The organism is Streptomyces sp. NPDC057543 (assembly GCF_042801895.1).
Lineage (GTDB): Bacteria > Actinomycetota > Actinomycetes > Streptomycetales > Streptomycetaceae > Streptomyces.
In genome coordinates, this window is the sequence record NZ_JBHVFF010000243.1 from 1 (window position 1) to 13,710 (window position 13,710).

The 13,710-nt window shown below is 71.7% G+C and carries 9 protein-coding genes; 6 read left to right on the top strand and 3 right to left on the bottom strand.

Features of this window, described 5'->3' with window-relative positions:
• Nucleotides 1–2 precede the first annotated feature (2 nt).
• Together ACFU8Q_RS31040 and ACFU8Q_RS31045 are read right to left on the bottom strand one after the other, a co-directional pair.
• On the bottom strand, nt 3–1,367 hold the full coding sequence (locus ACFU8Q_RS31040; protein WP_384460177.1) for an ABC transporter substrate-binding protein: 1,365 nt from the start codon (nt 1,365–1,367) through the stop codon (nt 3–5).
• A gap of 138 nt (nt 1,368–1,505) precedes the next feature.
• Nucleotides 1,506–5,183 (bottom strand): FHA domain-containing protein, encoded by a 3,678-nt coding sequence (locus tag ACFU8Q_RS31045; protein WP_384460180.1) that lies wholly within the window; start codon nt 5,181–5,183, stop codon nt 1,506–1,508.
• Nucleotides 5,184–5,841: 658 nt separating this feature from the next.
• Between ACFU8Q_RS31045 and ACFU8Q_RS31050 the strand changes: the two genes are divergently transcribed.
• From ACFU8Q_RS31050 to ACFU8Q_RS31065, 4 genes are all read left to right on the top strand, one after another.
• Entirely contained in the window at nt 5,842–7,479 is a 1,638-nt protein-coding gene (locus tag ACFU8Q_RS31050; RefSeq protein ID WP_384460184.1) for a serine/threonine-protein kinase, read from the top strand.
• A gap of 180 nt (nt 7,480–7,659) precedes the next feature.
• A complete protein-coding gene (locus ACFU8Q_RS31055; RefSeq protein WP_384460188.1) occupies nt 7,660–8,898 on the top strand; it encodes a serine/threonine-protein kinase in 1,239 nt (412 codons plus the stop codon).
• A 160-nt stretch (nt 8,899–9,058) separates the two neighbouring features.
• On the top strand, nt 9,059–10,165 hold the full coding sequence (prfB, locus tag ACFU8Q_RS31060) for a peptide chain release factor 2 (protein ID WP_384460191.1): 1,107 nt from the start codon (nt 9,059–9,061) through the stop codon (nt 10,163–10,165).
• 405 nt (nt 10,166–10,570) lie between these two features.
• Entirely contained in the window at nt 10,571–11,461 is an 891-nt protein-coding gene (locus ACFU8Q_RS31065; RefSeq protein WP_384460194.1) for a hypothetical protein, read from the top strand.
• A gap of 118 nt (nt 11,462–11,579) precedes the next feature.
• Here ACFU8Q_RS31065 and ACFU8Q_RS31070 read toward each other — a convergent pair whose 3' ends face one another.
• Nucleotides 11,580–11,780: a hypothetical protein gene (locus tag ACFU8Q_RS31070; RefSeq protein WP_384460198.1), complete on the bottom strand. Its 201-nt coding sequence runs from the start codon at nt 11,778–11,780 to the stop codon at nt 11,580–11,582.
• A 268-nt stretch (nt 11,781–12,048) separates the two neighbouring features.
• Here ACFU8Q_RS31070 and ftsE point away from each other — a divergent pair, with 268 nt between their 5' ends.
• Together ftsE and ftsX are read left to right on the top strand one after the other, a co-directional pair.
• Nucleotides 12,049–12,738 (top strand): cell division ATP-binding protein FtsE, encoded by a 690-nt coding sequence (ftsE, locus tag ACFU8Q_RS31075; protein WP_266746501.1) that lies wholly within the window; start codon nt 12,049–12,051, stop codon nt 12,736–12,738.
• A gap of 23 nt (nt 12,739–12,761) precedes the next feature.
• A complete protein-coding gene (ftsX, locus tag ACFU8Q_RS31080) occupies nt 12,762–13,679 on the top strand; it encodes a permease-like cell division protein FtsX (protein ID WP_383759957.1) in 918 nt (305 codons plus the stop codon).
• Nucleotides 13,680–13,710: the final 31 nt, after the last annotated feature.

The following is a 13,710-nucleotide window of genomic DNA, read 5'->3' on the forward strand; positions in this document are numbered from 1 at the left end:
CGTCAGCTCTTGTATGCCTTGGCCGCGTCGGACTCCAGCTTCGCTTGAGTCCCCGCGATGTCCTTCGGGTTCTTCAGGAAGTCCTGGAGGGTCTTCCACTCGCCCTTTCCGGGCGTCCCGCCGAACGACTGCGGGGCCTGGTCCGACATGTCGAACCGGACGGCGTCACCGGCCGCGATCAACGCCTTCGCCATCGTGCGCTGCACCTCGTTCGGATACGCGGCGACGTCCAGGGCCTTGTTCGGCGAGATGAACCCGCCCTGTTCGGCCATGATCTTCGCCGCGTCGGTCGAGCCCAGCCAGGTCAGCAGGGCCTGGGCGCCCTTGCCGTCCTTCAGGGCCACCGCCGCGTCGCCACCCGTCACGACGGGGGACTCGGCGCCGACCGCCGGGAACGGGAACACCTTGGCGTCCGTCCCGATCTTCGCCTTCGTCTGCGCGATGTTGACGGCCACGAAGTCGCCCTCGTAGACCATCGCGGCCTTCGGCTGGTCACCGCCGGTGAAGGTCTGGGTGACCGAGGCCGGGAACTCCGTCTGCAGCGCGCCGTCCGCGCCGCCCGCGATCAGCGACGGCTTGCCGAAGAGCTGCGCGAGCGTGGTCAGCGCGTCCTTGACGGACGGGTCCGTCCACTTGATCTTGTGCTGGGCCAGCTGGTCGTACTTCTCCGGGCCGGCCTGCGAGAGATAGATGTTCTCGAACCAGTCGGTGAGCGTCCAGCCGTCCGCACCGCCGACCGAGACCGGGGTGACGCCGGAGGCGGACACCGTCTCGGCCGTCGCCAGGAACTCCTTCCAGGTCTTCGGCTCGGCCGCGCCCGCGTTCTCGAACGCCTTGGCGTTGTACCAGATCAGGGACTTGTTGGCGGCCTTGAAGTAGACGCCGTACTGGGTGCCGTCGACCGCGCCGAGGTCCTGCCAGACCTGCCCGTAGTTCTTGGCCAACTGGGCCTTGGCCTCGGCGCCGACGGGCTTGGCCCACTTCTTCTCGGCGGCCTGCCGGATCGCGCCGACCTGCGGGATCATCGCGACGTCCGGCGGCTGCCCGCCCGCGATCTTCGTACCGAGGAAGTTGACGATCGGGTCCTGCGCCGGGACGAAGGTGACCGTCGCCCCCGTGCGGCTCTCGAACTCCTTGAGGACCTTGACGAAGTTGGCCTGCTCGGCTCCGGTCCAGACCGCCGCGACCGAGAGCTTCTCACCGTTCAGTTTCGGCAGTGTGACGCTCGACGAGCTCCCCTTGTCGTTCCCGGGGCTCTTGTCCGGCTTGTCTTTTCCGCTGCCGCCGTCGCTGCAACCGGTGAGGGCCAGTGCTCCGATGGCGGTGAACACCATGGCGGCCCTGCTGATCCGAAGGGTTGTGCGCATCGCTGCCCCGTCTCTCACATCGTCGTGTGCGCACAGTCCTACGCTGGGTGTACGGGCGCCGCAATACCGCTTTAGGTGTCAACTCCTTGATCGTGATGGGCTCGTGACGTGTGATCAGTAGAAGCGCTGGTTTGGCACTCAGGAGTGGACGGGCCCGAACGGGGCTATCGGCTCGGCGTTCACCGAACGGGCCGCCCGCTCCAGCGCACTGGCCAGCAGCGCCAGGTCCGTCGGTCCGTTGCCCAGTTCGCGGACCGGGCGCCGGGCCGGCGGATCGCCCATCCGCTCCCACTCCAGCGGGACGACGGTGGGGCGCAGCGTCGCCGTACGCGGAATGCGCCCCGTCACCCGGCCGCCCTGGAACGGGGTCACCCGCCCGTCCGGATGGCCCAGCCTGCCGCGTCCGGGCGCCGGATCCTCCGGCGACGGCGGGACGACCGGTGCGTCGAGCACGATGCGCAGCCGGGCGCCGTGGGCCAGATCCGTGTCCTCCGTACGGTCCGGGCGGGCGGACGTCGCGACCAGGTGGACGCCGAGCCGGCCGCCTTCCCTGGCCACGGCCTCCAGGGCCCGTACGACGGAACCGGCGGCGGGCCGGCCCGGACTGCCGAGCGCCGGGGCGACCAGCGCGTCGAAGTCGTCGACGAGGACGACGAGCCGGGGCAGCGGGGACGGGCCGGGGTCCGTGGACCGCGCGGCGGGGCGCAGGCGGAGCGTCCCGCTCAGCGGGGATTCCACGTCGCCGCGCTGTTCCGCGGCGGTCGGCGGGCGCTGGCCGACCATCCGCTGCGCCACCTCGTGCCGGTGGTGCCACTCGGTGAAGTCGTACGGGCCGAGCAGCTCGGCGCGCCGCTTCAGCTCGCCGCCCAGCGCCTGCGCGAACTCCCGCATCCGTACCGGATCGGAGGCCACGAGGTGCGTGAACGCGTGCGGGAGCTCGGTGCACGGGCGCAGGCTCTCGCCGCGCTCGCCACCGGCGCCGTCGACCAGGAGGATGCCCAGCCGGTCGGGCCGGGCGGCGGCGGCCAGCGAGGCGGCGACGGCCCGCAGCAGCTCCGTACGTCCGCTGCCGGCCGGACCCTCGATGAGGAGATGGGGGCCCTCCGCCGACAGATCCACACTGACGGCGCCCCGGGGCCCGGCCCCGAGCACCACGACGGGGCGCCCGGCGGCCACGGCGGCGGTGCCTTCGGCGGGGGCGGGTGCGGTGCCGTCGGTGGGGGCGGACGCGGCGGGGGCGGGTGTGCCGGTGCTTGGGTCCGTGCCCGTGTTCGTGGCTGTGTTCGGGTCCACGGCGGCCCGCGCCGCGATCTGGGGCGTGTCGGTGCCACGCGGCCCGCTCACCCGGTTCGAGGTCCGTCCCGGCCCGGCCGAACGGAGACTGTCGGCGCCCTGGACATCGCCACCGCCCCAGGAACCGGACCCGGGAACGGTGCGGGAGCTCGGGGTGTCCCCGGGCGAGGCGCCGTAGCGCCCGCCACTGACGCGGGGCGCGGCCGTGCCGGGATACGGGGGGCGCCCGGAGCCATGGGTGGTGTCGCGGCCCTCGTCGCGCACGAGGCCGTAGCCTGCCGTGCCGACGTGCGTGGCGGTGTCGCTGCCGGGGTACGGGGGGCGGCCGGCGCCCGGGGCGTATCCACCCGGGCCGCTGCCCGTGCGCTGGGCGCCCACGCGGGGAGCCGCACCGCGCGGGTACTCCGTACGGCCCGATCTGCGGGAGGCCGCGTCGGCCGCGTCCGTACCGCCGCCCCCCGGCCCGCCGCCCCCCGGCCCGCCGGCCCAGCGGCCCGAACCGCGGACGGTGGCGCCGGGCTGGTCATCGGCCGTGGACGCCCAGCGGGCCATCAGCGAGGCGGGGGTGGCACGGGCCAGTCCCAGCTCGTCCAGCAGCCGGGCCGTCGTCGGGAGCGCGGCCGACACCGGCCGGCCGTGGGCCGTCACCGAACCTTCCGTGCGCAGCGGGGCCAGCGCCCGGCCGAACCGTTCGGCCCAGTGCGCCGACACCGCGTCCACGGTCGCGACCGTGCCCCGGCCCGCGGCCCGGCCGTCCGCCGTACGCAGCAGTCGCAGGGCCGTCGCCACGTCGCCGCTCAGCATCGCCACCGCCCCGCACTCCCGGAACGCGATCGACGCGTGGCAGGCGGCCTCGTACGTCGCCGCGACCGGTGACGTGGGTGTGGCGGCCGGGGTCTCGGCCAGACAGATCAGATGGATCCCCGCGGCGGCGCCCGCGGCGGCCAGCCGGGCGGTGTTCTCGCGCAGCACCGCCGAGCCGGGGTCGCCGTCGACGATCAGCACGGTGTACGGGCCCGCGTACCGGGCGGCGGCCTCGGCGACCGTGTCCCGGTCCAGGCTCGCCCAGCCGGGCCCGAGCGGCCCCTCGTCCAGTCGGCGCACCAGCTCCGTCGTACGGGCGAGGGCCTGCTCGCGGTCGTAGGCGAGGAGCAGCCGGCAGTCCTGGCCGTGCATCGGGCGCACGTGCGGCAGCCAGCCGAGCCAGGCCCACTCGCGTCTGCGCTCGTCCGCGCCGCGGGCGCGGTCCGTGCTGATCAGCACGATCTCCAGATCGGCGGGGGAGTGCAGCGCGGCGAGCTGCGCGACCGCCGAGCGGGCGAGTCCGGCCAGCCGGGTCCGCGGCCCGGCGAGCCCGAGGGAGCCGGCCTCCCGCAGCCCCACGGTCACCGGCACCGCGGGCAGCTCGGCCCGGTCCGTCGTCCCCAGACGCACCACGAGCGCCTCCGGGTGCGCGGCGTCGCGCTCCCAGAGCCGGGGACCGGGGCCGAGCGCGGTCAGCAGCACGGCCGCGGGGTCCGGCCAGGCACTCCCCGCGGGCGTCACCGGGGCGGCGGCAGGGAAGGGCGGCCCGCCGGCGCCCGCCTCGTCGGGTGTCGCCTCATGGACCGGCTCGCCCTTGTTGCCCGCGAGTCTGCGCGCCCAGGCGCCTATTCCGCCGCGTCGGGGTGTGTCGTCGCCCGGGAAGGGGGCCGGGCGCCCGGCGGCGGAGTGGCGGCGGGTGTCGGCGGGCCCGTCGTCGCCGCTGCCGTACGGGTCGGGGCCGCCGGGTTCTTCGTGCGGGGCGGGGCCGGAGCCGGGGGCGACGGCCGGTGCGTAGCCATGGCCGGCGCCGTGCTCCTCGGCGAAGCCGTCTTCGGCGGCGGAGGCGCCCGCCGTACCGGACACCCGCAGATGCCCCTCGCCGTCCGGGGCCGTCGACAGCGTCGGCGTACGCGCGCCGGAGGTCAGCCGGAGCGTCGACTCGCCGAGCCGCAGCAGCGCACCGGGCTGCAGGCGGACCGGACGGTCACGGACCTCGGCGCCGTCGAGCAGGGTGCCGTTGGTGGAGCCCAGGTCAGCCACCGAGACCAGGCCGTCCGCGGAGACCGTCACGGCGCAGTGCAGCCGGGACACGTCGGGGTCGTCGAGCGGGACGTCCGCGTCGGCGGAGCGGCCGATCCGGACCCGGCCGCCGTGCAGCAGGTGGACCCCGCCCGCGTCGGGCCCCGCGACCACGTGCAGCTGCGCCGGGACGGCGTCGTCCGCCGCCTCGTCCTCGCCCGGGACCTGGAGCGAGAGCACCGCTCCGTCGACCAGCGGGGGCTCACCCAGCGCGCACCGCTGCGCGTCGAGCCGCTCACGCCCGGCGAACAGCACCACCGCGCCGCTGCCGAGCGAGCCGTCGGGCCCGGAGACGGCCGCGGCCAGCGGGGACGCCACGGTGGCGAGCGCGGTCCCCGACGGAGCGGTGACCAGCACGTCGCAGGCGCGCGCCGGGGTCTGGCCGCTGCGCGGCGCGAGGACGGTCAGCCGGATCTGCATCGCCGTCAGCGGTCCCTTCTGCGCGGGGTGCCGGGCAGGGGAAACGGCCTGTGATTCCCCCCACCCGACACGGACGCGTCGTCCGGTACAGGTTCGTCACGCACCGCAAGGCTCCCTACCCCACAGTCCGTGCTGGAGGCATCCTCGCACCTGCCACTGACAACCCGCCCGCGGGTCACCGCTAAGTGATCTTGAAACGTCTGCTGTGCGCCCATACGTGCCTGCTTGGAAGGTTCTTCCCCACTAGCCGGAGGGTTCTTCCCTACCTGCCGGAGGGTACTTCCGTGGCTCCATACCTGCCGGAAAGCCCCTGCCGTGCCTGCCGGGACGCTCTTCCGTAACGCCGGAACCGTTCCGGGAGGGCGTCCGGCACGATTCGTCGCACATGCGTGCGGCAACCATCCGCCCGGTGTGAGCGTCTTGTTCCGCAACCGGCCGTCACCTCCCCGGAAGGAGCCGGCCACGGCGGACGAGGGCCGCGAGGAGAGCGCCCCGATCTCGCCGGTCACCCCACCAGGGTCTTTCATTCGGACTCGGGCCGGATCACGCCGGGGCACGCGAGCCCGGCATGATCCAAACGAAAGGCCCTAGAGTGGGCCGGAACTCCCGGGCGGATCCGGGAGTACCGCAGACACCACGATCGCAGGGAGCGCATGACGTGCGGCCGGTAGGCAGCAAGTACCTGCTCGAGGAGCCGCTGGGACGCGGCGCCACGGGCACCGTCTGGCGTGCCCGCCAGCGGGAGACCGCAGGCTCCGAGGCGGCCGTCGCCGGCCAGCCCGGCGAGACCGTGGCGATCAAGGTCCTGAAGGAGGAGCTCGCCAACGACGCGGACGTCGTGATGCGGTTCCTGCGCGAGCGCTCGGTGCTGCTCCGGCTCACCCACGAGAACATCGTGCGCACCCGCGACCTGGTCGTCGAGGGTGACCTCCTCGCCCTCGTCATGGACCTGATCGACGGCCCCGACCTGCACCGCTACCTCCGTGAGAACGGCCCGCTCACCCCGGTCGCCGCCGCGCTGCTCACCGCGCAGATCGCGGACGCGCTCGCCGCCAGCCACGCCGACGGCGTCGTCCACCGCGACCTGAAGCCCGCCAACGTCCTGCTCGACGAGCGCGACGGCCAGATGCACCCGATGCTCACCGACTTCGGCATCGCGCGCCTGGCCGACTCCCCGGGGCTCACCCGGACCCACGAGTTCGTCGGCACGCCCGCCTACGTGGCACCCGAGTCCGCCGAGGGCCGCCCGCAGACCTCCGCCGTCGACATCTACGGCGCGGGCATTCTGCTGTACGAACTGGTCACCGGCCGCCCGCCGTTCTCCGGCGGCACCGCCCTCGAAGTCCTGCACCGGCACCTCAGCGAGGAACCCCGCCGCCCCACCACCGTCCCGGCGCCGTTGTGGACGGTGATAGAGCGCTGCCTGAGCAAGGACCCGGACCAGCGGCCCAGCGCCGAGAACCTGGCCCGCGGACTGCGCACCGTCGCGGCCGGCATCGGCGTGCACGCCACCGCCGCCCAGATCGCGGCGGCCGACGGCGTGGGCGCCCTGCTCGCACCCGACCCCGCGCCCGCAGCCGTGCCGCAGACCCCCGGCGCGGCCGACCCGACGCAGGTGCTGCCGAGCAACGCCGGCTCGTACGATCCGAACGCCGCGACCAGCGTCATGCAGCACGCCCCCGGCCCCGGCCAGGGCGCCGGCGGGCACGCCGACCCGACCTCGGTCATGCCGCCCGTACCGCCGCACCCGGACGGCCCTGCGCAGCCCGACGGGCCGCACCCCTGGCAGTCCCAGCTCCAGGCGGCCCGTGACCGCAACGAGCAGACGCAGGTCCAGTACCTCGACCCCGGGCAGGACCCGCTGCGCCGCCGCCCCCAGCGGTCCCAGCCCCAGCAGCCGCAGCAGCCCCAGCGACGCCAGCAGCCGCCGCAGCATCAGCAGTACCCCCAGCCCCAGCAGCAGTACCAGCCGCAACCTCAGCACCAGCCACAACAGCAGTACCAGCGCCAGCAGTACGCGCCGCCGCAGCAGCCGCCGCCCCAGCAGCCGGCCCCGCGACAGCCCCGCGAGCCGAGGCAGCGCAGCGCCAACCCGATGCGGATTCCCGGCCTCGGCTGCCTCAAGGGCTGTCTGTTCACCCTGATCCTGCTGTTCGTCGCGGGCTGGCTGATCTGGGAACTGACGCCGCTGCAGGACTGGATCGGCCAGGGCAAGAGCTACTGGCAGGCCATCAGCGACACCGTCTCCACAGTGACCGACTGGGTCTCGAAACTGGGCGGAAGCAGCGGGCCCTGAGCGGCCGACGCCTCATCAACTCTGTAGCTATATCGACTTCTGCGGGCGAGTTTCCACGCATATCACCCGCAGAAGTGAAGGTTGGCGCCATCCCGGGCACTCAACACCCCGATCGACGCGTAACTTTGTCGATCGGGGGTCATGAGCGACGGTCCATCGCCAGCCGCTGAGGGAGCAGTCTTGGCACGGAATATCGGCAGCCGGTACACCGCCCACCAGATCCTGGGGCGCGGCAGCGCCGGCACGGTGTGGCTCGGCGACGGGCCCGAGGGCCCGGTGGCCATCAAGCTCCTCCGCGAGGACCTCGCGTCCGACCAGGAGCTCGTGGGCCGCTTCGTCCAGGAGCGCACGGCCCTGCTCGGCCTGGACCACCCGCGTGTGGTCGGCGTCCGCGACCTCGTGGTCGACGGCAACGACCTGGCGCTGGTCATGAACCTGGTTCGCGGCACGGACCTGCGCACCCGCCTCGACCGTGAACGCCGGCTCGCACCCGAGGCCGCCGTCGCGATCATCGCGGACGTCGCCGACGGCCTGGCCGCCGCCCACGCCGCCGGAGTGGTCCACCGCGACGTCAAGCCGGAGAACATCCTGCTCGACATGGAGGGCCCGCTCGGCCCCGGCGGCTCGCACCCGGCGCTGCTCACCGACTTCGGTGTGGCCAAGCTGATCGACACCCCGCGCCGCACCAAGGCCAGCAAGATCATCGGTACGCCCGACTACCTCGCCCCCGAGATAGTCGAGGGCCTCCCGCCCCGCGCCGCCGTCGACATCTACGCCCTCGCCACGGTCCTGTACGAGCTCCTGGCCGGCTTCACGCCCTTCGGCGGCGGACACCCCGGCGCGGTCCTGCGCCGCCACGTCACGGAGACCGTCGTCCCTCTCCCGGGCATCCCCGAGGAGCTCTGGCAGCTCCTCGTCCAGTGCCTGGCCAAAGCCCCGGCCTCCCGGCTGCGCGCCTCCGAGCTCGCGGCCCGGCTGCGCGAGCAGCTCCCGCAGCTGGCCGGCATCCCGCCGCTGGACGTGGACGAACCGGACACCGAACCGGAACCGCAGACGTACGACGAGCAGCAGTACAGCCCGGCGCCCGAGGAGCCCCGCCGCCGCGGCGCGGTCCCCCTGGTGCCCGGCTCGTCCACCGACTCCAACCGCGACACCCACACGAGCATGCGCGTCCCGGCCCCCGATGAGCTGTCCGGCGGCCCCCGGGGCACGGCCAGGGCCCCGCGTTCCCCGGGCCGGCCCCGCCCCGGCTCGGCCCGCAACAAGTCCGCGGCCGTCCGCAAGCGCCGCCTGACCCTGGGCGCCGCGGCGCTGGTGCTCGTGGTGGCCCTCGTTGTGGGCGGCTGGCTGGCGCTGGGCGGCGACGGCACGGACGTGCCCACGCAGGACACGAAGAACTCGGCACCGGGAACCCCCTGAGCCGGGGCCCGGAGGTGGTTCCCCGGCGGCTCGCGGCCCCGGGGAATCCCAGGGAGGCACCCGTCGCCGTACGGTCCGGGCAGGCGCCGGACACCCGGTCACCGGGTCGTGATCATGCGGCCCGAGGAACGTCCGTGCCGACAGCCGTTACGCTGGACCCGTGGCAGTCGTCGATATTTCCGAAGAGCTGAAGTCCCTCTCCTCGACCATGGGGTCGATCGAGGCCGTCCTGGACCTGGATGCGCTGAGGGCGGACATCGCCGCGCTCGAGGAGCAGGCGGCAGCGCCTTCCCTCTGGGACGACCCGGAGGCGGCGCAGAAGATCACCAGCAAGCTTTCGCACCTCCAGGCCGAGGTCCGCAAGACCGAGGCGCTCCGCGGCCGGATCGACGATCTCGAAATCCTCTTCGAGCTCGCCCAGGACGAGGGCGACGCCGATGCCCTCGCCGAGGCCGAGTCCGAGCTGGAGTCGGTCAGGAAGGCGCTGGACGAGATGGAGGTCCGTACCCTCCTCTCCGGCGAGTACGACGCCCGCGAGGCCCTGGTCAACATCCGCGCCGAGGCCGGTGGCGTGGACGCCGCCGACTTCGCCGAGAAGCTCCAGCGCATGTACATCCGCTGGGCCGAGCGGCATGGCTACAAGACCGAGGTCTACGAGACGTCGTACGCGGAAGAGGCCGGCATCAAGTCGACCACCTTCGCCGTCCAGGTGCCGTACGCCTACGGCACGCTCTCCGTCGAGCAGGGCACCCACCGGCTCGTCCGGATCTCGCCCTTCGACAACCAGGGCCGCCGTCAGACGTCCTTCGCGGGTGTCGAGGTGCTGCCCGTGGTCGAGCAGACCGACCACATCGAGATCGACGAGTCCGAGCTGCGCGTCGACGTGTACCGCTCGTCGGGCCCCGGCGGCCAGGGCGTCAACACCACGGACTCCGCGGTGCGCCTGACCCACCTCCCGACCGGCATCGTCGTCTCCTGCCAGAACGAGCGCTCGCAGATCCAGAACAAGGCGTCCGCGATGAACGTCCTCCAGGCGAAGCTCCTTGAGCGCCGCCGTCAGGAGGAGCAGGCCAAGATGGACGCCCTCAAGGGCGACGGCGGCAACTCCTGGGGCAACCAGATGCGGTCGTACGTCCTGCACCCGTACCAGATGGTCAAGGACCTGCGTACGGAGTTCGAGATGGGCAACCCGGAAGCGGTCTTCAACGGCGAGATCGACGGCTTCCTGGAGGCGGGCATCCGCTGGCGCAAGCAGCGGGAGAAGTAGGCCGGCGGGCCGACGCGGCCTGTTCCCTGTTCTTTGAACGGCGGTGCCGGAATCCTCACGGGGTTCCGGCACCGCCGTTCTCGTTGCGGACGCGTACGGCGTGGCGCGCTCAAGGGAGTTGAGGGGGGCGAGTTGCGGAGGTGGCGTGGTGAGTGCGTCACAGTCGTGATTCCGAATGGAGACCAACTCCCATCAAAACGCCGCAGATTGCACGGAACGGCCTTGACGTAGTCCTTAACTCTGGACAGGGTGCTAGGGCAGCGTGCGTATGTCTGGGACGGGTGTGAACGGGGGCGGGCGGCATGACCACGGCTCTATGTGGCGCCGTTCGGAGCGAACCCCGCCGAGCCGGGGCCCGCATATGGCTGCTCCACTGACGAGAACAGCTACTGGGGGTAGCAGCACATGACGAAGAAGACGCGAGTCCGCGTCGCGCGGATAGCCGCAGGTGCGGTGATTGCCGCGGGTGCCTCGCTCACCGCCGCCGGTGCGGCGTCCGCCGTCGGCATCGGTGTCAACGTCGCGGGTGTTCAGGTTGGCGTCCAGTTGGGCGACGACGGCGAACCGTGCAGCCCGGCCGACCCGCGATGCGAGACCGGCGGTACTGAGTCCGGTGGTAACGAAACCGGTGGTAACGAGACCGGTGGCAATGAGACCGGTGGTAACGAGACCGGCGGCAATGAGACCGGTGGTAACGAGACCGGTGGTAACGAGACCGGTGGTAACGAGACCGGTGGTAACGAGACCGGTGGTAACGAGACCGGTGGCAATGAGACCGGTGGTAACGAGACCGGTGGTAACGAGACCGGTGGTAACGAGACCGGTGGCAATGAGACCGGTGGTAACGAGACCGGCGGTCACGGCAACGGCGGCAACCAGTCCGGCGGTAACGGAAACGGTGGCAACCAGTCCGGCGGTAACGGAAACGGTGGCAACCAGTCCGGCGGTAACGGCAACGGTGGCAACCAGTCCGGCGGTAACGGCAACGGCGGCAACGGTTCCTCCGGTACCTCCGGCAACGGTGGTACCACCGGTAACGCCTCCGCCGGCTCCGTGACCGGTGGCAGCGACGCCGACAACTGCACCGTCGACCTCGACGGCGCGAAGTGCGCGGACAACACCACCCCCGACTCGGCCGGTAACCAGCCGGTCGAGCAGGGCAAGGGCAAGGACGAGCTCGCCGAGACCGGTGCCGCCGAGACCACGTTCCTGCTGGTCGGCGCCGCGACGATGATTGCCGGAGGCATCGGCTTCCGGATCCTGCCGCGCCTCATGAACGGCCGTACGGTCGCCTGACGGCCCACTGACGGCACAAGGTACGCAGAGGGGCCCGGGACGCCTGCTACAGGCATCCCGGGCCCCTCTGCGTACACGTACACGCTCTCGCAGGCGGACGGACGGGCTCTCCCCGCCGCTACGCGGTCTGGTGGGCCAGCAGTGCCAGCGCGCCCAGCAGCACCACCAGCAGGGCCACCAGCGTCACGGGGCTCAGTCCCGCGAAGATTCCCTGCTCCTGTTCGTGCTGCAGCCGCTCACGGCTTGCCCGGCACACGGGGCAGCGGCCCTCATTCACGGGCGCCGCGCAGTTTGCGCACACCAATCGGTCATAGGTCATGCGCTTTCCTCCTCCCGCGCGGCGGAGCCGCATATGCCTTCTCTCCGCACAACGCTCATGGGAACGCGTCCGTTCCCCTACCACTGTGCCAGCTCGCGCGGATTTCGGCGCGGCCCGCCGGACACCGCCCGTTCCGTGGCACTTCGGCCCCGCTTCCAGCCCGTGCCGTTCCGCCATAAATCACCCATCCCAGGACGTGCGCCTGCACGCGTCAGTCCGGTTCGCGTATGGTCACGCACACCTACTCCCGGCCGACCGTGGTGCATCCGTGATCCGATTCGACAACGTCTCCAAGACCTACCCGAAGCAGAGCCGTCCCGCTCTACGGGATGTGTCGCTCGATATCGAGAAGGGCGAGTTCGTCTTCCTGGTGGGCTCCTCCGGCTCCGGCAAGTCCACCTTCATGCGTCTCATCCTCCGCGAAGAGCGCGCCAGTCAGGGCATGGTCCACGTCCTGGGCAAGGACCTCGCGCGCCTGTCCAACTGGAAGGTGCCGCACATGCGCCGCCAGCTGGGCACGGTTTTCCAGGACTTCAGACTTCTCCCCAACAAGACCGTTGCGGAGAACGTGGCGTTTGCGCAGGAGGTCATCGGCAAGCCGCGCGGCGAGATCCGCAAGGCGGTGCCGCAGGTCCTCGACCTGGTCGGCCTCGGCGGTAAAGAGGACCGGAGGCCCGGTGAGCTCTCCGGTGGTGAGCAGCAGCGCGTGGCGATCGCGCGGGCGTTCGTGAACCGTCCCATGCTGCTGATCGCGGACGAGCCGACCGGCAACCTCGACCCGCAGACCTCCGTCGGCATCATGAAGCTGCTGGACCGGATCAACCGGACCGGCACCACCGTGATCATGGCGACCCACGACCAGAACATCGTCGACCAGATGCGCAAGCGCGTCATCGAGCTGGAGCAGGGCCGTCTCGTACGCGACCAGGCCCGCGGCGTCTACGGCTACCAGCACTGAGCATCGAGCACTGAAAGGACGCCATGCGCGCCCAGTTCGTCCTGTCGGAGATCGGCGTCGGCCTCCGTCGCAACCTCACGATGACCTTCGCCGTCGTCGTCTCCGTCGCCCTCTCGCTCGCCCTGTTCGGCGGCGCGCTGCTCATGCGCGAGCAGGTCAGCACGATGAAGGACTACTGGTACGACAAGGTCAACGTCTCGATCTTCCTGTGCAGCAAGAGTGATGTGACCTCGACGCCCAAGTGCGCCAAGGGTGCGGTCACCGCCGATCAGAAGAAGCAGATCGAGGGCGACCTCAAGAAGATGGACGCCGTCGACACGGTCACCTACGAGTCGGCCGACCAGGCGTACAAGCACTACCAGGAGCAGTTCGGCGACTCGCCCATGGCGAGCAACATCACGCCGGACCAGATGCAGGAGTCGTTCCGGGTCAAGCTCCACGACCCGAAGAAGTACAAGGTCGTCGCCACCGCCTTCGCCGGCCGGGACGGGGTGCAGTCCGTCCAGGACCAGAGATCCATCCTGGACAACCTCTTCGGGCTGATGAACGGCATGAATGTGGCCGCCCTCTTCGTGATGGCGCTGATGCTGGTCATCGCACTTATGCTGATCGTGAACACGGTTCGGGTGTCCGCGTTCAGCCGGCGGCGCGAAACGGGCATCATGCGGCTCGTCGGCGCCTCCGGGTTCTACATCCAGATGCCGTTCATCATGGAGGCCGCGTTCGCCGGTCTCATCGGTGGCGTGCTCGCCTGCGTGATGCTGCTGGCCGGCCGGTACTTCCTGATCGATGGCGGTCTGGCGCTGCAGAGCAAGCTGAACCTGATCGACTTCATCGGCTGGGACGCGGTCTTCACCAAGCTGCCCCTGGTCCTGGCGATCGGCCTGCTGATGCCCGCCGTTGCCGCTCTCTTCGCGTTGCGCAAGTACCTGAAGGTGTGACAAGCGCCCTTGTGGCGCACGGCCAACCGGC

Coding starts and splice junctions, on each gene's coding strand:
- ACFU8Q_RS31040 (WP_384460177.1), bottom strand. CDS start 1,367: ATGCGCACAACCCTTCGGATCAGCAGGGCCGCCATGGTGTTCACCGCC.
- ACFU8Q_RS31045 (WP_384460180.1), bottom strand. CDS start 5,183: ATGCAGATCCGGCTGACCGTCCTCGCGCCGCGCAGCGGCCAGACCCCG.
- ACFU8Q_RS31065 (WP_384460194.1), top strand. CDS start 10,571: ATGACGAAGAAGACGCGAGTCCGCGTCGCGCGGATAGCCGCAGGTGCG.
- ACFU8Q_RS31070 (WP_384460198.1), bottom strand. CDS start 11,780: ATGACCTATGACCGATTGGTGTGCGCAAACTGCGCGGCGCCCGTGAAT.
- ftsX (WP_383759957.1), top strand. CDS start 12,762: ATGCGCGCCCAGTTCGTCCTGTCGGAGATCGGCGTCGGCCTCCGTCGC.